At 40.8% G+C, this 16,478-nt stretch carries 17 protein-coding genes and 1 riboswitch; of the genes, 9 read left to right on the forward strand and 8 right to left on the reverse strand.

What is annotated here, in order from left to right; all coding sequences use genetic code 11:
- Positions 1–33: 33 nt before the first annotated feature.
- The 3 genes from queE to queC are packed head-to-tail and all read right to left on the reverse strand — an operon-like array spanning position 34 to position 1,890.
- A complete protein-coding gene (gene queE / locus UP17_RS18910; RefSeq protein ID WP_061464485.1) occupies positions 34–762 on the reverse strand; it encodes a 7-carboxy-7-deazaguanine synthase QueE in 729 nt (242 codons plus the stop codon).
- Positions 755–1,225 carry a 6-carboxytetrahydropterin synthase QueD gene (gene queD, locus UP17_RS18915; protein ID WP_061464486.1) on the reverse strand — a complete coding sequence of 157 codons (471 nt, stop codon included), beginning with the start codon at positions 1,223–1,225 and terminating at the stop codon, positions 755–757. The genes queE and queD overlap by 8 nt, the downstream gene beginning before the upstream one ends.
- Positions 1,225–1,890 (reverse strand): 7-cyano-7-deazaguanine synthase QueC, encoded by a 666-nt coding sequence (gene queC / locus UP17_RS18920; RefSeq protein ID WP_061464487.1) that lies wholly within the window; start codon positions 1,888–1,890, stop codon positions 1,225–1,227. The genes queD and queC overlap by 1 nt, the downstream gene beginning before the upstream one ends.
- 55 nt (positions 1,891–1,945) lie before the next feature.
- Positions 1,946–1,988: riboswitch (PreQ1 riboswitch) on the reverse strand.
- 186 nt (positions 1,989–2,174) lie between these two features.
- On the opposite strand from queC, the gene UP17_RS18925 reads away from it, so the two are divergent.
- From UP17_RS18925 to UP17_RS18955, 8 genes are all read left to right on the forward strand, one after another.
- Positions 2,175–3,854: a methyl-accepting chemotaxis protein gene (locus UP17_RS18925; RefSeq protein ID WP_061464488.1), complete on the forward strand. Its 1,680-nt coding sequence runs from the start codon at positions 2,175–2,177 to the stop codon at positions 3,852–3,854.
- A 491-nt stretch (positions 3,855–4,345) separates the two neighbouring features.
- On the forward strand, positions 4,346–4,558 hold the full coding sequence (locus tag UP17_RS18930) for a hypothetical protein (protein WP_061464489.1): 213 nt from the start codon (positions 4,346–4,348) through the stop codon (positions 4,556–4,558).
- Between the two features lie 791 nt (positions 4,559–5,349).
- Entirely contained in the window at positions 5,350–6,531 is a 1,182-nt protein-coding gene (gene pgsB, locus UP17_RS18935; RefSeq protein ID WP_061464490.1) for a poly-gamma-glutamate synthase PgsB, read from the forward strand.
- Positions 6,532–6,546: 15 nt separating this feature from the next.
- Complete coding sequence (pgsC, locus tag UP17_RS18940; RefSeq protein ID WP_061464491.1) at positions 6,547–6,996, forward strand: poly-gamma-glutamate biosynthesis protein PgsC; 450 nt, start codon at positions 6,547–6,549, stop codon at positions 6,994–6,996.
- A gap of 10 nt (positions 6,997–7,006) precedes the next feature.
- Entirely contained in the window at positions 7,007–8,308 is a 1,302-nt protein-coding gene (locus UP17_RS18945; protein ID WP_081108894.1) for a CapA family protein, read from the forward strand.
- A gap of 66 nt (positions 8,309–8,374) precedes the next feature.
- Positions 8,375–9,958: a gamma-glutamyltransferase family protein gene (locus UP17_RS18950; protein WP_061464492.1), complete on the forward strand. Its 1,584-nt coding sequence runs from the start codon at positions 8,375–8,377 to the stop codon at positions 9,956–9,958.
- 68 nt (positions 9,959–10,026) lie between these two features.
- Positions 10,027–10,176 carry a CapE family protein gene (locus tag UP17_RS28370; protein ID WP_167555997.1) on the forward strand — a complete coding sequence of 50 codons (150 nt, stop codon included), beginning with the start codon at positions 10,027–10,029 and terminating at the stop codon, positions 10,174–10,176.
- 86 nt (positions 10,177–10,262) lie between these two features.
- Positions 10,263–10,886, forward strand: coding sequence for a poly-gamma-glutamate hydrolase family protein (locus UP17_RS18955; RefSeq protein WP_061464493.1), 624 nt, complete (start codon positions 10,263–10,265; stop codon positions 10,884–10,886).
- Between the two features lie 63 nt (positions 10,887–10,949).
- Here UP17_RS18955 and UP17_RS18960 read toward each other — a convergent pair whose 3' ends face one another.
- Complete coding sequence (locus UP17_RS18960; RefSeq protein WP_061464494.1) at positions 10,950–12,152, reverse strand: C40 family peptidase; 1,203 nt, start codon at positions 12,150–12,152, stop codon at positions 10,950–10,952.
- Between the two features lie 295 nt (positions 12,153–12,447).
- Here UP17_RS18960 and UP17_RS18965 point away from each other — a divergent pair, with 295 nt between their 5' ends.
- On the forward strand, positions 12,448–12,885 hold the full coding sequence (locus UP17_RS18965) for a HesB/IscA family protein (RefSeq protein ID WP_250211853.1): 438 nt from the start codon (positions 12,448–12,450) through the stop codon (positions 12,883–12,885).
- Positions 12,886–12,940: 55 nt separating this feature from the next.
- Here UP17_RS18965 and UP17_RS18970 read toward each other — a convergent pair whose 3' ends face one another.
- The 4 genes from UP17_RS18970 to UP17_RS18985 form a co-directional block, all read right to left on the reverse strand.
- Positions 12,941–13,606, reverse strand: a complete 666-nt coding sequence (locus UP17_RS18970) for a hypothetical protein (RefSeq protein WP_061464496.1) — start codon at positions 13,604–13,606, stop codon at positions 12,941–12,943.
- Between the two features lie 24 nt (positions 13,607–13,630).
- Positions 13,631–14,986, reverse strand: coding sequence for an arsenic transporter (locus UP17_RS18975; RefSeq protein WP_061464497.1), 1,356 nt, complete (start codon positions 14,984–14,986; stop codon positions 13,631–13,633).
- Positions 14,987–15,302: 316 nt separating this feature from the next.
- Positions 15,303–15,548 (reverse strand): hypothetical protein, encoded by a 246-nt coding sequence (locus UP17_RS18980; protein ID WP_061464498.1) that lies wholly within the window; start codon positions 15,546–15,548, stop codon positions 15,303–15,305.
- A gap of 169 nt (positions 15,549–15,717) precedes the next feature.
- The gene (locus UP17_RS18985; protein ID WP_061464499.1) at positions 15,718–16,203 is read right to left on the reverse strand and encodes an SRPBCC family protein; all 486 of its coding nucleotides are present in this window, start codon (positions 16,201–16,203) and stop codon (positions 15,718–15,720) included.
- Between the last annotated feature and the right edge of the window lie 275 nt (positions 16,204–16,478).

Consider the following 16,478-nt stretch of genomic DNA (forward strand, 5'->3'; position numbering starts at 1 on the left):
ATTACGCATCACACCGCCTTCTGTCTCTGATCTTTACACGCCTCGCTTGTTGCCCCATATATAGGTATGAAGCTGTGGCAGCACTTTCACATCATTCAATTCATCATCGGCTATCACTTTATCAATAAGCTCCTCGTATTTCCTCAAAAGCCCGCTGATCAATTGACGATCATCCGCCGTACTGCTGTCGTCATTGCCGACCTGCAGATAAAAAGGAATATCGGGGTAGCGGCCATGTACATTTTTAGCATATTGATAATCCTCTTCGTTAAAGACGACTACCTTCAATGAGACATGGTTTTCAGGGTTTCGATTGGCAAGGTTCGATATGATTTGGTCGAGCACCGTAAAGTCCGTGTTCATTTTTGAACTCGGCGGCTTAGGAGAAATAGTCAATTCATCAATATCGAGAAACCAATCCTGCCATCTGCTCCCTTGTGTTTCGACACCTATTTTCATTTTATTTTCATGTAGGATCGCTACCAGGCTGTTTAAGTTTTTCAGCAGTGCCGGGTTTCCGCCTGATATCGTCACGAAGGAAAAACCGGCACCCCCAATCCGCTTCAGCTCATCCCATATTTCCTCGGCAGTCATTTGGACGGTATCTTCCTTACCGGTTCCATCCCAAGTAAATGCGGAATCACACCAGGCACATGAATAATCGCAGCCAGCCGTCCGAACGAACATGGTTTTTTGGCCAATGACCATTCCCTCACCTTGGATGGTCGGTCCGAAGATTTCCATAACCGGGAGTTTACTCACTTTCCATCCACTCCCGTCTGGCTTCGGCATAGCTTGTCGGCGTTTCGTATAGTCGAACGAATTCGACCCTAGCACCCTCATATTCCTTTAATGAAAGGGCTTCGGCCATTTTTTCATAAATCCAGACAACCATATTTTCAGCCGTAGTGTTCATGAGCGGCAAGGTTTCATTCAAATAACGATGATCAAGGTGGATTTCGATTTCATTTTTCCATATATCCTTGATGTCCCCGAAATCTATCATCAAACCGCGTGAATCCGTATACCCGCTCAATCCGAAAATGACCTTATACGTATGGCCATGCAAGTTCTTGCATTTTCCTTCATAGTCATGTAGATGGTGTGCTGCGTCAAAGGTAAATTCCTTACTGACCATGACCCTTTTAGTTGTATATTTCAATTGGCTGCGCTGAATATCTTGATCTATTTTTTGGAGTTTATCTACTATAGTAAAACCGTACATCACGAAAGCACCTTCCGTCTGCTTACATAGTCATCCAATCCTTTTTTCCGCAACTTACATGCCGGACAATCTCCACAGCCGTCTGATATGATTCCGTTATAGCAAGTCAGGGTCTTTTCGCGGACAAAGTCGAACGCGCCAAGCTGATCGGCAAGCTCCCATGTTTCCTCTTTATTAAGCCACATAAGCGGCGTATCAATCACGAATGACTGGTCCATCGACAAGTTCAAGGTCACATTCAACGATTTAATGAATACATCCCGGCAGTCCGGATATCCGCTGAAATCCGTTTCACAGACACCGGTGACAATATGTTTAGCGCCAATCTGACTGGCCAACACTCCGGCAAACGATAGGAACAGTAAATTCCGCCCTGGTACGAACGTCGACGGCAATTCCCCGTCTTCCCCGTCCTCCACTGCAATGTCACTTCTCGTCAAAGCATTCGGTGCCAGTTGGTTCAGCAGCGACATATCAAGGATATGATGGTTCACGCCCAATTCCTTGGCAATCTCTTGAGCGCATTCGATTTCCAAGCTGTGCCGCTGATTATAATCAAACGTCACCGCTTCCACTTCCTCATATCTCTCCATCGCCCAGAACAGGCACGTCGTACTGTCCTGACCTCCGCTAAACACAACCACTGCCTTTTCTTTCTTCTTCATTTCTATAAAACTCCTTTTTACGGAAAAAAACAGCACCCTAAGAAAAGAGCACTGTTTCTCCTTAGTTTTTTTGAGAGGGTAGCTAGAACCTCTTCCGCCATAACGCGGAATATTATATTTTTCCAAGTCAATAGTAACTTGAAAACGAGAAGAAATCAAGATGTTTGGATTATGGAAAATCACACCTAACGGAAAACTTGGTTATCTTCTCATCTGCTTAAATAACCCATTATTTATCCGATAAAAAAAGAGTGAATAAAATATCGATAAAGGGGTTCATTAATTTGAAAAGTATTAAAGGAAAGATATTGGCAGCATTTTCACTCATCATATCTTTGTGTATCATCTTAGGAGCATTTAATATTTATAGCAGCAATAAGTCACTTGTACATTCCAAAGATATTATTAGCCAAAAATTGCCGATTCTAATTGATGAAGAACAACTACTCAATAATGTTGCACAAAGAAGCGCACTCGCAAGAGGCTATATTCTATTTGGCGACGAAAGTGATAAAGGGAAGTTCTTAAAATATACCGAAGAAAGCAAAGTCATTCAGGAGGATCTTTTAGCCTTAAGTGATTCTGAAAAAACGAAGGAATTGATTGAGAAAAGCGTGGATTGGAGAACGATTATTATAGACCGCGTATTTACACAATATGATCAAGGAAATGAAGAACGTGCTATAGAAATACTAAAGGATGAAGTTGCACCAATAAGCAATGAATTGATGGATGGGTTTAGAGAGCTGGCTTCCGAACGCGAAAAAACGATTGTCGCTTCAGGTGAAACCGTCATCGCAAGCGGGAAATCGGTTAAGTCTACAAGTATCATCATATCCATTGCGGCAGTCCTTATCGGCCTTGTGCTTGCACTTGTGACTGCAAACCTCATTACCACCCCCCTCCTTAAAGTCAGGGACAGGATGAAAATGGTTGCTGACGGAAAACTGAATCATGAGCCCCTGGAGCAAAAGTCAAATGATGAAATGGGTGAATTAACGGTATCCGCCAACCAAATGCAGAAAAACCTTCGTGATACGATCGAAAAAATGCTGGTTGTATCCGAATCCGTTTCCAACCAAAGCGAGGATCTGACTCAATCAGCAAATGAAGTGCAACAGGGCAGCAAACAGATTGCGACTACCATGTACGAACTTTCGGAAGGCTCGGACTCACAAGCAAACCGGGCAGCTGAAATGGTCCGTATGATGGATGATTTCACCAGCAAGATCGAGCAGGCCCATCTTGAAGGAATGGAAGTATCGCAAAGTTCGATCGAGATCCTATCCTTGACCAAGGAGGGCACCACTTTAATGCGCAGTTCGGTCCAACAAATGCAAATGATTGACGGAATTGTCAAAAATGCCGTCGGGCAAGTGAAAAGGCTCGATTCTCAATCACAGGAAATCTCACAGCTTGTGCAGGTCATCAAAGATATATCCAATCAAACCAACCTATTGGCGCTGAATGCAGCCATAGAAGCTGCACGCGCTGGTGAACATGGCAAGGGCTTCGCCGTCGTCGCAGCTGAAGTGCGGAAACTCGCTGAAGGGGTCACACAATCCGTTGGGGATATCACCGATATTGTCACCGCTATTCAAACAGATTCAAAAACGGTCGTCCACTCCCTGGAAGATGGTTATACACAGGTGGATGAAGGCACGAAACAGATTACGCTCACCGGCCAAACCTTTGAAACAATCAATCACTCTGTCGGGAATATGGGAATGAAAATACAGCATATTACAGCTGAATTGAACTATATCTCCAAAAATAGTAAAGAAATCAATCAGGCCATCGAAGATATCGCAGCCGTTACTGAAGAGTCCGCGGCAGGAATCGAACAAGTTTCTGCCTCCGCTCAACAATCCAGCTCTTCGATGGATGAAATCACGAATCATGCCTGTGAACTCGCATCTTCCGCTGAACTGCTAACCGAACAGGTCAAGAAATTCCAATTATGATACTAGAAAATTTCCCGTCACTTGAACGCGGGAAATTTTCTTTTTCTCCCCTTCATGGTGATTGTTTCGTTTTCGTGTATTTGGGGTATAAAAGACTATACGCATTAATAATCATGAAAAGTTAATAATCATGAAAAGAAAAATCTATCAAAAGGGTTGGAAGTGAATATTTTCTTTTGTTTTCAGAATATTTAGTGTATAATGAATTTATTAGGAATATTCTTACTGAAATACTTCTCACTTCCAATACCCACTTACTGGAAATCACCAGTACAAGAACTCACTTGATCCAGCATTTCATTTCAACCCAATGCACGGGCCCTTATACTCAGTAAGGTTCATTGCACGCTTTCTTGCAAACCAAACAATTCACAACTTTTTTCACACAAAAAGCATAAATTTCACTCCAAAATTGTAAAAAAAGGTTAAATTTCGCCAATAATGTGTTACTATTAAACCAAGACCTTTTAACCCCACAAGGAGGAATTCATATGAAACGTTTTTTCAAATTCATAGCAGATTTTAACGAAAGAAAAGCACTAGATCGGAAAAACAACAAATTCTTTCGCAAAGAATACGAAAATTATATGAAGATGAATTCTGAAAATCAAGGTAGGAGGAGATTAGCTCCTAGACTTTATGTGATTGAAGGCGGTAAAAAAGGCCCCAACATTGAAATTTCTGACAGAAAAAAATCCAGTTAACCTGATCCCTTCAAAAAATAAGCTACTAATGTTGTAGTTTATACCCTACAAACGTCACAATCTCCATGATAAACGGAGATTCATTACCCATATCATTCTTTTAAAATATAAAAGCCGAAAGCTCAGATATACTTCTGAGCTTTTTTTATTTTGCTTATTTCTATTAACACTATATTAATAGAAGTAACTAGGTATTTTTTAAATAAATTGGATTAACCTTAGTTTATTTCATGTTTTAGGTAAAAGTCACAATATAGGCCCACGGGTATTTTTCTAGAAAAAAACCCAAAACTTACAAAAAAAGAGATGTGTTCTTTTACTCATCTTTGGCCATATTCAAAAAAGTCCGACTACATGTGTCTATAGATGCACTATCTTACATTGAATGACAAATACGTAAATATTGTAACGTTTAGGTCAAATTAATGGGTATAAACAATCAATAAATTGTAATAACCCACACTTTTAATAACAATTCATTATACAAATACAGCTATTAAGAATCAGGTTCAAATGCCTATAAAACTATTTTAATTGTATTCATAATGGCCATTTATTAAACTTTCCATATTTTAGTGTAAATAAATCAAGGTTTTACTCGACTTTCTCCATATCTTTGGACTCATAAAACATTTTATTCCATTAGATACTATTACACTCCTATATACATTTTTTGCAAAAAGCTGACAACAGTTATATTACGATAGAATAATTGGCTCTTGCCTATTAAGTTTAAAATCATGTAGTGTGTATTCAGTAAATCAAATATTTAAAAAAAGAGAGGTTAAAAAATGGCACCAATATTTATTTGTGCGATCTTTTTACTTGGCTATGGCATCTTCGAACAAAGACGCCATCAGAAGCGTCTCGATTCCATTCCGGTACGTGTGAATGTAAATGGTATTCGAGGCAAATCGACTGTAACACGTCTAATAACAGGTGTGATCCAGGAAGCTAAGTACAAAACAGTAGGTAAAACAACCGGAACATCAGCTAGAATGATCTACTGGTTTACCGACAAAGAAAAACCGATTAAACGCCGCCCAGAGGGACCGAACATTGGAGAACAACGGCGTGTAGTTAAAGAAGTAGCAGATTTAGGAACGGAAGCACTTGTTTGTGAATGTATGGCCGTACAGCCTGACTATCAATTAATCTTCCAAAATAAAATGATCCAAGCAAACATTGGGGTCATCGTGAATGTATTAGAAGACCATATGGATGTCATGGGACCGACAATGGATGAGGTTGCAGAAGCCTTTACAGCTACAATCCCTTATAATGGTCACTTGATTACCATTGAAAGTGAATATTTGGACTTCTTCAAGAAAATTGCCAAAGAACGCAACTCAAAAGTGATCGTTGCAGATAATTCAAGAATCTCTGAAGACTTCTTGCGCGAATTCGATTATATGGTATTTCCGGATAACGCATCACTGGCTTTGGCTGTTGCAGAAGCTTTAGGCATTGATGAAAAAACAGCTTTTCGCGGCATGTTAAATGCGCATCCAGATCCAGGGGCCATGCGGATCACCAGATTTGGAGATCCAGTCAAGCCAACTTTCTTTGTCAATGGCTTTGCTGCAAACGACGCGGCATCGACGCTGAACATCTGGGATCGTGTCAAAACGTTCGGATACAGCACAGAACCTCCTATCGTCATCATGAACTGCCGTGCTGACCGTGTGGACCGTACAGAGCAGTTTGCAAGAGATGTATTGCCTTACATTAAATCTGAAATCGTCATTGCCATTGGTGAAACTACATCACCAATAACAAAGGTATTCGAGCAAGGTAATTTGGATACAAAAGAATATTGGGATTTGGAAAACTGGTCAACTGAAGAAATCGTGGCCCGTCTCCGCCCATTGATGAAAAATCGCATCGTCTACGGTGTCGGGAATATTCACGGCGCAGCGGAACCATTAATTGAAGCATTCATGAAATCTAAAACAAAGCAGAAAGCAAGTTAAGTAGGAGGAACCTTAATGTTTGGATCGGATTTATATGTAGCACTAGTACTGGGAGTAACGCTTAGCCTTATATTTTCAGAAAAAACGGGTGTCGTACCCGCAGGACTTATTGTGCCAGGTTATTTGGCATTAGTATTTGATCAATGGGAAATCATGCTGGTCATCTTGGTCATTAGTGTAGTAACTTATTTAATCGTCACTCACGGCCTTTCAAGATGGGTGATTTTATATGGAAGAAGAAAATTCGCAGCCATGATGGTGACCGGGATTTGCCTGAAACTCCTATTGGACATGGTCTACCCCGTCATGCCATTTGAAATATTCGAGTTTCGGGGAATCGGTATAATCGTACCCGGATTGATAGCGAATACCATTCAAAGACAAGGAATGCCATTGACACTTGGCAGCACGCTTTTATTATCCGGCTTAACTTTCGGTTTAATGAACGTGTACTACCTATTCTGAGGTGCAAAAAATGAAACGGACTTTAAATGCAAAAGAAAAAACACTTATCTTTATTAAACGTACGAAGAAACAGAATCTTAAATACACTGGAATCATACTACCTATATTACTAATCGCTTTAGTCATTACCACTTGGATGGGACGGGCTGAAGAAGTGAAAACACCTGCTTCAAAAACTGATCAACCATTGACGATGACAATGGTCGGTGATGTGATGATGGGACGTAATGTTGAAGAAGTGACGGAAAAGCACGGGTATGATTACCTCTTCCGTTATATGAAACCCTATTTTGCCGATTCAGACTATGTCAGTGGGAATTATGAACATCCCGTTTTAAAAGAAGAGGCATCCAACTACAAGGAAGCAGACACGGCCATCAGGTTAAACTCCAATAATAGTGGTGTGAAAGCCGTTAAAGATGCTGGCTTCTCTGTGATGAATTTGGCCAATAACCATATGATGGACTTCGAAGAACGAGGACTGCTTGACACGATTGATGAATTCAAAACTGCAGATATGAACTATGTCGGTGTTGGATCGAACACTGCCGAAGCTAAAAATAGCATCGACTATGCGGATGTTAATGGCGTCCGTGTCGCAACACTTGGCTTTACAGATGTTTACGGTAAGGATGCCGTGCCAAAAAGTAATAAAGCCGGGATATTGAACACCAACCCTGATTTATTATTTGAAATGATTGAAAAAGCAAAGGATGCCAAGCAAGGCAACGCAGACTTGGTTGTGGTGAATGTTCACTGGGGAATAGAGTATTCAACATCTACAACCGCTCGTCAAACAGAATTGGCTAAAGCAATAATCGATGCGGGAGCTGATATCATCATCGGCCATCACCCCCATGTGCTTCAATCGTTTGATGTTTATAAAGATGGAGTCATTTTCTATAGCTTAGGAAACTTCATTTTCGATCAAGGCTGGACACGCACGAAGGATTCAGCAATGGTTCAATACCATTTAGCGGAAGACGGAAAAGCTACGGTCGATGTCGTTCCACTGCAAATTGAAGAAGCAACACCAAGGCCAGCTACCTCTTCAATCGACAAATCACGTGTTTACCGTCAGTTGACGAAGGAAACAAGTGAAAAAGCCCAATGGTCGAAAAAAGAGGATCACATCGAGATTACATTGGATCACAAGAAAGTAATCGACCATAAAGTTCAACGTGAGCAAGAAGAAAAGGCAGCGAAAGAAAAGAAAGCTGCACAAGAAGAAAAAGCAGCAAAAGAAAAGAAAGCTGCACAAGAGAAACAAGAAGTAAAAGCTACACCACAGAACATACAACCCATTCAGTAAGGAACGATTGGATACTATGTGAAAAGTGAAACAACTTGGAAGCTCAACGAACAGGGGGAATAATCGATGATTAATCGTATGACGGGAAAAGTATTCATTTCCCTTTGCATGCTCATATATTTAGCTGGATGTTCGAAGACACCCCCTATTTCTGACACGAATGATCCGATAAAGAGTAAAACGGAACAATCATATGGGGTCAGTTCTTCAAACCCAATCGCAATAGATGTCGGGATGGAAATATTGGATAACGGCGGAACAGCGGCGGATGCCGCAATTGCGGTATCCTATGTATTAGGTGTAGTCGAACCTTTTGGATCTGGCGTGGGTGGCGGCGGCGGTATGCTGATTACCCCTGGATCCGGAGACCCCAATTTTATCGATTATCGTGAATCCTCTCCGGAAGACCCAAGTTCAAGACACAATGCGGGGATTCCTGGCTTAGTGGCCGGCATGCAGGTTATAAGCGATAAGTATGGGAGCGTACCAATAGCAGATCTTCTTCAGCCGGCGATAGATTTGGCTGAAGGAGGTTTTAAAGTGGACGCAACGTTATCATCACGCTTAGAAGCAGCTCAGCCAAGGGTCTATTCCGATAACACTTCACTTTTTTATCCTGATGGTGATGCCATTGAACCAGGCAAAACCCTCATCCAAAAAAGACTTGCTGAAACATTGAAGAAGATTCAACAGGAAGGTCCTGATGGTTTTTATAAAGGGAAAATTGCACGGGATATTAAAAGAAAAACAGACATCGACTTGATGGATTTAAAGCGCTATGAGGTGAAAGAACGTACCCCGGTCCAAGGAACATTTGCCGGTTATGACGTTTTTACAGCCCCTCCTCCCTTTTCCGGGATTACAGTTCTTGAAATGTTAAAGCTCGCCGAGGAAACCAACCTGGGCGAGTCTTCAAGCAAATCAGATTATATGAAAATCCTGGGTGGCATCACAAATACTGCTTATCAAGATCGATCAGCACATACTGGTGATGGAATAAGTCACTCTAAGGCTGAACAATTGCTCTCACCCATTCACTTGAATAATCTTAAAAATAAGATCAATAGTGGAAGTTGGAAAAATGAGGAAGCGTTTGGTTCCGAAGAACATGAAAGCACGACACATTTTGTGATCATGGACAAATATGGCACTGTCGTTTCCACAACAAATACACTCAGTAACTTTTTCGGATCTGGTGACTATACGAATGGCTTTTTCCTTAACGATCAATTGAAAAATTTCCGGGCCGGCCTGAATTCTCAAGAGGCATATAAACGGTCAAGAACTTTCACCGCACCAACCATTCTTAAGAAACCAGGGAAGGAATCGATTGGGATCGGCTCACCCGGCGGTGATAGGATTCCTCAAGTATTAATGCAGGTCCTTTATTCATATACAGAGAATGAAGGCTCATTTCAGGATATCATCGACCGTAATCGGTTCGTCTTTGATAGAAAGAAAATTTATACGGAATCCAGGCTTTCGAATGAAATAATATCCGACTTGGAAAATTCAGGATACGAAGTCATTCAGAAGATTTCACCCATGTATTATGGCGGGGTTCAAGTACTCGTTAAAAACGAGAAAGACGGACGACTATCCGGAGCTGGAGATAAAAGAAGACATGGAAGCTGGAAAGCGCGGCAATAAAAATGCTTATCCAGCTTCTCCTTTCAAATACCATATGAACTTTAGTAATGCATAAGGGGACTTAGAATATGAATATCGTAAAAAAAATAACAAGCTGGGTTATACCTGTAGTTCTTATAGCAGCCCTGCTTGTGACCAGTAATATGTTCAAACGCACGGAAACTTTAACACCCGATGAGCAAAAGAAAATAGAACAATATACGACTATCGAAAAATAAAAAAGCTGGGGCTTCCCCGCTTTTTTTTTATTTTTGCTTTCAACGGGTATAGAATATAAATAGGCTACAGATACGGGAGGATAACCATGAAAAGCTATACTGATTTTGCTGAACTGCAGCAAAATGAACACGAATACCTTGATTACCGCATCATCGTTCATCATAGGATACCTGATATTGCAGTCTTAGCCATACATGGCGGGAATATCGAACCAGGCACTAGCGAGATTGCTGCCGCCCTTGGAGAAAGGCTTTGTGCAAGCACATATCTATTCGAAGGTCTTAAACCAAGAGGAAACCAGGTACTTCATATAACATCCAACTTATTCAATGAACCGATCGGCGTTTCAATGGCAGCGAACGCACAGACCATCCTTTCCATCCATGGCCACTACGACGTTCATAACGCGCTGGTGTACATTGGAGGACGGAATGAACCCTATAAGAACTTGATTCAACATTCACTCAATGAAGCTGGATTTCAAACTGAAGACGCACCGCAGCACCTTTCAGGCATGAATGGAAACAACATTACCAACACATCCAAAACGGGTGCAGGCGTGCAATTGGAGCTTTCGACGAAGCTTAGAAAAAGCTTATTCAAAGGTAATGACTTTACCAGTAAAAACAGGGTAAAGCCCTTGGATCTTTTTAATCGGTTCGTTCGTGCCCTTGAAAATGCGACTCTGGAATATAAACAGGTTGAATGATCTTCCCTATCGTCTTTTTTAAAAGAGGCTACCAGCAACACTCAAGCAGGCTTCCTATTCTTCTTAGTTCATAAGGCCTTCAACTTGACCGAAACTTTCGAACTTCTCGGCAAAATAAGCTGATGAAAGGTTGGAAATATGAACGCCTGCGTTTTCCGTTGTATTGAGAAAACGGCCATCCCCTAGGTAAATGCCTACATGGGTCACACCCAGCCTTGTACCTGTGTCCCTAAAAAATACTAAATCCCCTGCCTTTGGTTCTTCGATTTTGGGCAGCAATGAGTAGTAGTCCGCTGCGGAACCTCGTTTTACTGAAAGGCCCTGCTCTTTCATGACCCAATAGATGAAGCCGCTGCAATCCATTCCGATCATCGGATCCTCCTCCCCGAAAACAAAGGTGAATCCGCGTAGGGTGTATCCATACTTAATTACATCATATGCTTTATCATATGCAGCTTCTTGGTTTACATAAAACGGATACAACGGGTTGCTGTATAGTTGTAGATACTGTCCTTGCATCAACTCATCAGTCGGTAAAGCGTTACGATTTTTAATCGTATTCACGGAAATTCCATAATTTTCCGAAATCCTTTTAAGCGTTTCACCATTTCGGACGATATGTTCTCCTTTAGGAGTGTATGTTTTATACTCAATTTGGTATTTTGCAAAATAATTTTCTGTGCTGGATCTAACCTGAACCGTTTCTGCACCATATCCAGAATTGACAAATTGGTTTTCGCCGAGATAAATACCTGCAGTCACAACCTTTAAGCTGTCTTTTTCCAGGAAGAATATAATATCTCCAGTTTTCGGAGTGGTGGTATCCATCCCTTGCTTATAAAAGCCATCTACTGTTAAACGGTCGATCGGCACACTTTGCCGGGAAAGCACCCAATGAATCAGTCCGCTGGAATCAAACCCTTTTTCAGGTGTCTCTTCTCCTGCTGTCTTTTTAAACCCTACAAAGGTTTTCGCATAGTTCGCAATTTGTTTTCCTCTCTCCGACCATTGATAAATGGAAGGAGTATAAGCAGTTTGAATGATCGTCAACTTTTGACCCACATATAACTGATCATCCGGTAAACCATTCGTTTTCATTAATTGCTCCTTCGATATATCATAAGCCTTGGCAATCGATTCCACCGTTTCATTAGAAATTACAGTATGCACACGATCTGCCGCCTCGACCTTTAAACCAGGTAAGAAAGTGAAACTAACCATGAATACCAATAAAATTACCATATAGCTTAATTTTCCTTTAAACATTTTAACCCTTCCTTTATCCGCTTAAATATTTTAAAATTCACTATTTTCCAAAAACAAAGCAACATTTTCGAATCTTTAGACCTGCTTTCAACCAATATGAATATACTTTTATACTCATGGCAAAAGTATTATCGGTGAATGACATAAACTTTTAGCCCATTTTTTTAATAATCGCAATCAATGATACGATCTGAGATGAATCATTATACCCATACTGAAGTCCTGTTGGAACCGCTTTCAAAATAAACCTTCTTAACAGGGAGGGATTTAAGAACAAGGAAAGTGCATAGTGGAAATGGAGCAATCCAAAGGATTATGGAACAGCGAAATTTATTTATTTGTACGCCAGTGCTCCTTTAACCGTGAAGATCGAACGTTGATAAAGTGGTACATATACCGCTCGCCTATTTATGAACAGCCTAACGACATTGGAGTGAACATCGTGATAAAACTGACAGAGAAAGCCCGGCAGGCAATTAAAGATAGACAACATAGCTTTGGAGAGGAAACGTATTTGAGGTTTGGTATAAACAGAACTTGCTGTAACCAGATGAATTACTCTTTAAGCTTGGCAAGCTCGAAAAAGGAGCAAGAGGAAATACTTGTTTTACACGATATTAAAATTTTGATTGACCCCTCGGATTCCCATTTTACAGATCAAACGGAAATTGATTACGAAGACGATGGATTTTTAATCAGGAACCCGAATCCGTTGGTATCCCCCATCATCTAGCAGAAGATGAAAATGAGGGGCAAGCATGATTGGCTTTCCCCTCATTTCTATTAATCTAAGGCATATACACGGTTTTAATATGTGAAAGCTTCAAAAACACATCATCCCCACTAGCTGTCGTTAACTCAACCAAGTTGTTTTCAGCCTTTTTAAGCACACCGATTTTCATAGGGTCCTCTCCCCCATCAAATACTACAAGCTTTCCTGCATTTTTCTTTAATTGGTCCTCCAAAGAACGAAGCATTGGCACACCTGTCGGGTTGATGGGGAAACTCTCTTTATTGAGGGTGTATGGTGTGGCATGTGGATAATACGGAGTAAGGCATTTAAGGTGGTGCAGCGATACATACATCATTTTATATACAGGCGAGTAGAACCCAAAGTAATCATTGAAAACATTTGTGATATAACCGTGTAAAGGAATATGTCCCGCAACATGGATTTCTGAAAAAACCCCTTTTGCATTCATTAATGTTTTACGATAGGAAATGGACGCCATCTCTTCCATCATGGGGGACTCAATAGGATATTTAATCTCGCTATCAATCTCTGTACTCAGATTGAATCTATGGACATGCAGCATTGGAAAATACAAATACCGCTGTCCATTGAACAACACTAGAATATCCGTGCTCAGATCAGTCAGAATTCCTTTGAAGGTTTTTTTTCCTGAGAGTTGAACATCAATCTGTTTACCCAGTAATGCAACAGCATCACTCATTACTATCTCCTCCTAGAGGTTTATTCAGCTAAAAATCATTTGCACCCAATAATACAGTAATAGCAGTGTCACCACTGTTGTTATGGGTATGACTATCAGGGATACGCTTAAATAATCTTTCCACTTTATTTTCATTTTGTTCTGTTTCAGGATATGCATCCAGATAAGCGAGGCAAGAGTACCGATGGGCAATAACAATGATCCCATGTCACTACCGATTATATTAGCTAGATAGATAGTTTTTAAGGTGATTGGATCAAGTCCCATTTCCGTTAAGGTAATCGTGCCTATCATTAATGCCGGATGATTGTTGAAGATGTTCGATAGGATCGAAACCAATCCTCCCATGACAAGGCTCGCACTCATTAACCCTTGGTTAACAATCGGTTCGCATATCTCTACCAATATGGTTGTAAGTCCTACATTGTGGAGACCATAAATGATGACATACATGGAGAATGCGAATATCAGGATGTGCCATGGGGTCTTTTTTAAGATATCGACAGGATTTGTCCGTAAATGATACCATCTCCAGACCAGTAAAGATAAAGAACCAAGTACAGCAACCCACTCAATTGGAATGGAAAAATAAGAAGCTACAAAGAGTAAACAGCGCACCACGAACACATAGAGCAATACTTTCAACATGAACTTTGTGCGTTGCCTTTTTGTTTCAACTGTCATTTTCCCCTTTAAAGGATGGAAATTCTTAGTGAAGAAACTTTCCTCAATGTCATAAGAAATATCCGGTAATTTCTTAGGCAATTTTTTCTTGACCACTACGAACATCAACCATGACATAAAGATCAACCCCAGAGTTGCAGGTACAAACATCATGGCAGTATGCATATAAAGCGTCATATGCACGATTTGCAATGCGATTAAATTAACAATATTACTCACGCCAATAGGCGCACTTGAAGCTGTTGCAATCAATGCCCCACTCAAAAGATACGGGATGGCCTCATGTGGTTTTAATCTGAGATTTTTAAGAAGCAAGATCAAGATGGGGGTCGTAATCATGATGCTGCCGTCATTATTGAATAACAGGGTCATTAAAAAACACAATAATTGAATGTACCAATACAGGCGATACCCCGATCCTCTTGCAAGGCTGGCAAGTCTTGCAGCCGCCCAGTGAAAAAATCCAAAACTTTCCAATATGACAGCCATGACAATCGTTGCCATGATGGTGATCGATGCGCCCCCGATTTTATTGATAATATCCAAAATATCTCTATGGGATACTATGCCAGTCAGTAAAATAATCACAGCACCGATTGAAGCTGGCCATGCTTCATTTATTCCTCCCGGCCTCCATAATATAACTATCATTGTCATGGCGAACACAAAAATAGTCATTCCAATTTCGAAATGCATGTTGTTCTCCCCTTTTTGGGCCTTGAGCCATTGGACCCTACTTGTCCGATTCCTATATACTATTCACCTTTGTAAAAAAAGCATGGATATATAACCAGTCCCTCCAAATTGTACCTTTGTACTTCTAATCATTTTGTCCACTAAAGAGAGATGCCCTTTCCAAGAATCATGGTTAGGTGCCTACAGAATGATAGAATGGCGGTCCATCGTACCCCGCAAAAAAGGGAAAACCACTTTAGTGGCCTCCCTTTTTGCAAAGCTTATGTTTCCGGTCTTCTCATTCTTTATCTGGAATTCCCCCAGCGTATGCTCCAAATCATTTATTAGCTGTAAGCTGCTGCGTATATTGCGTCAGTTCATTGGATGAAGCGGCTTGTTCTTCCATCGATGATGCAATTTCTTCTGATGAAGCCGTCGTTTGCTGAGATACGGCGGTTATTTCCTCTATCACTTTAACGACCGTTTCTTTTTGTAGATTGATGCTTTCAATGGATCGTGGGAGAAAAAGCAGAATGAATGAAATTAAACAGGAAATGCGTACCACTGAAAATGATACGAACAACTAATGCATTATTTTAATATAAAAGCAGACCGACTGATGATATGCCGGTCTGCTGATTGATGCTGATCATTTCCATAAAAGCAAGGCCTTCCCTTACCTTTTATTCGCCTTGGTGAATGGCTGACTTATTGCGTCTATTATAATCCTTATGTATCAGCCTGAATGCCATTCATCCATCAATACGTTTGACGGCGATCGTATATTCCTTATGCCATTTTTCCCATTCATCCATTGGAAAATCCTTATATTGACCACCCAGTAAATCACTTAACATATCTAGGCAAACATGCCAGCCTGCCAAATCTTTTGATGTATGATCATTAACTGGCCGGATGGATTCTTTCAATACTAATGAACATCCATCCTTTTCAGGGGATACCTCGAAACGAACCCAGCCGTCACCCCATTCAAAATCTAAAACGGCAGATTCCTGAAAATCCCTTATCTTCATATCAAAGGAGTCCCCTGACCCATCATTCATATTGAACTTTATGGTCCCGTCTTTTCGAAGGTTCTTCATTTCCAGGTTGGACATCCACTTTTCCACCTGATCATTGTCAGTTAAAGCACCCCATACCTTTTCCACCGAATGATCGAGCTGGCGATCGAATCTTGCGATGATCCCATTTCCTTCTTTTTTGATTACAGCTTGCATACACATTCCTCCCCATTCAATTCGTCCAAATGTTCCGGCCTACTAGATCTGATTTTTATGATAAAAAATGGTAGGATGGAATTCTCCTTTTGAGATACAGGAAACTTCCCTTGCATCAAGGACCTATAATGTCCGTCCCTCCTTGCCACTCCTCAGCCTGCTGCATGAGTGAACGCCCTCGTCTATACTCAGTATGCGTCATTAATTTTGCCATTTCCTCCCGATTGTTCCCGTTCCGCTTTGAGCATAAATGCAACTGTACACTTCCGGCTGTC

This window comes from Peribacillus simplex (assembly GCF_001578185.1).
Classification (GTDB): Bacteria; Bacillota; Bacilli; order Bacillales; family DSM-1321; genus Peribacillus; species Peribacillus simplex_A.

Coding starts and splice junctions, on each gene's coding strand:
- queC (WP_061464487.1), bottom strand. CDS start 1,890: ATGAAGAAGAAAGAAAAGGCAGTGGTTGTGTTTAGCGGAGGTCAGGAC.
- queD (WP_061464486.1), bottom strand. CDS start 1,225: ATGTACGGTTTTACTATAGTAGATAAACTCCAAAAAATAGATCAAGAT.
- pgsB (WP_061464490.1), top strand. CDS start 5,350: ATGGCACCAATATTTATTTGTGCGATCTTTTTACTTGGCTATGGCATC.
- pgsC (WP_061464491.1), top strand. CDS start 6,547: ATGTTTGGATCGGATTTATATGTAGCACTAGTACTGGGAGTAACGCTT.
- UP17_RS18975 (WP_061464497.1), bottom strand. CDS start 14,986: ATGCATTTCGAAATTGGAATGACTATTTTTGTGTTCGCCATGACAATG.
- UP17_RS18950 (WP_061464492.1), top strand. CDS start 8,375: ATGATTAATCGTATGACGGGAAAAGTATTCATTTCCCTTTGCATGCTC.
- UP17_RS18945 (WP_081108894.1), top strand. CDS start 7,007: ATGAAACGGACTTTAAATGCAAAAGAAAAAACACTTATCTTTATTAAA.
- UP17_RS18970 (WP_061464496.1), bottom strand. CDS start 13,606: ATGAGTGATGCTGTTGCATTACTGGGTAAACAGATTGATGTTCAACTC.
- UP17_RS18985 (WP_061464499.1), bottom strand. CDS start 16,203: ATGCAAGCTGTAATCAAAAAAGAAGGAAATGGGATCATCGCAAGATTC.
- UP17_RS28370 (WP_167555997.1), top strand. CDS start 10,027: ATGAATATCGTAAAAAAAATAACAAGCTGGGTTATACCTGTAGTTCTT.
- UP17_RS18960 (WP_061464494.1), bottom strand. CDS start 12,152: ATGTTTAAAGGAAAATTAAGCTATATGGTAATTTTATTGGTATTCATG.
- UP17_RS18965 (WP_250211853.1), top strand. CDS start 12,448: ATGGAGCAATCCAAAGGATTATGGAACAGCGAAATTTATTTATTTGTA.
- UP17_RS18930 (WP_061464489.1), top strand. CDS start 4,346: ATGAAACGTTTTTTCAAATTCATAGCAGATTTTAACGAAAGAAAAGCA.
- UP17_RS18955 (WP_061464493.1), top strand. CDS start 10,263: ATGAAAAGCTATACTGATTTTGCTGAACTGCAGCAAAATGAACACGAA.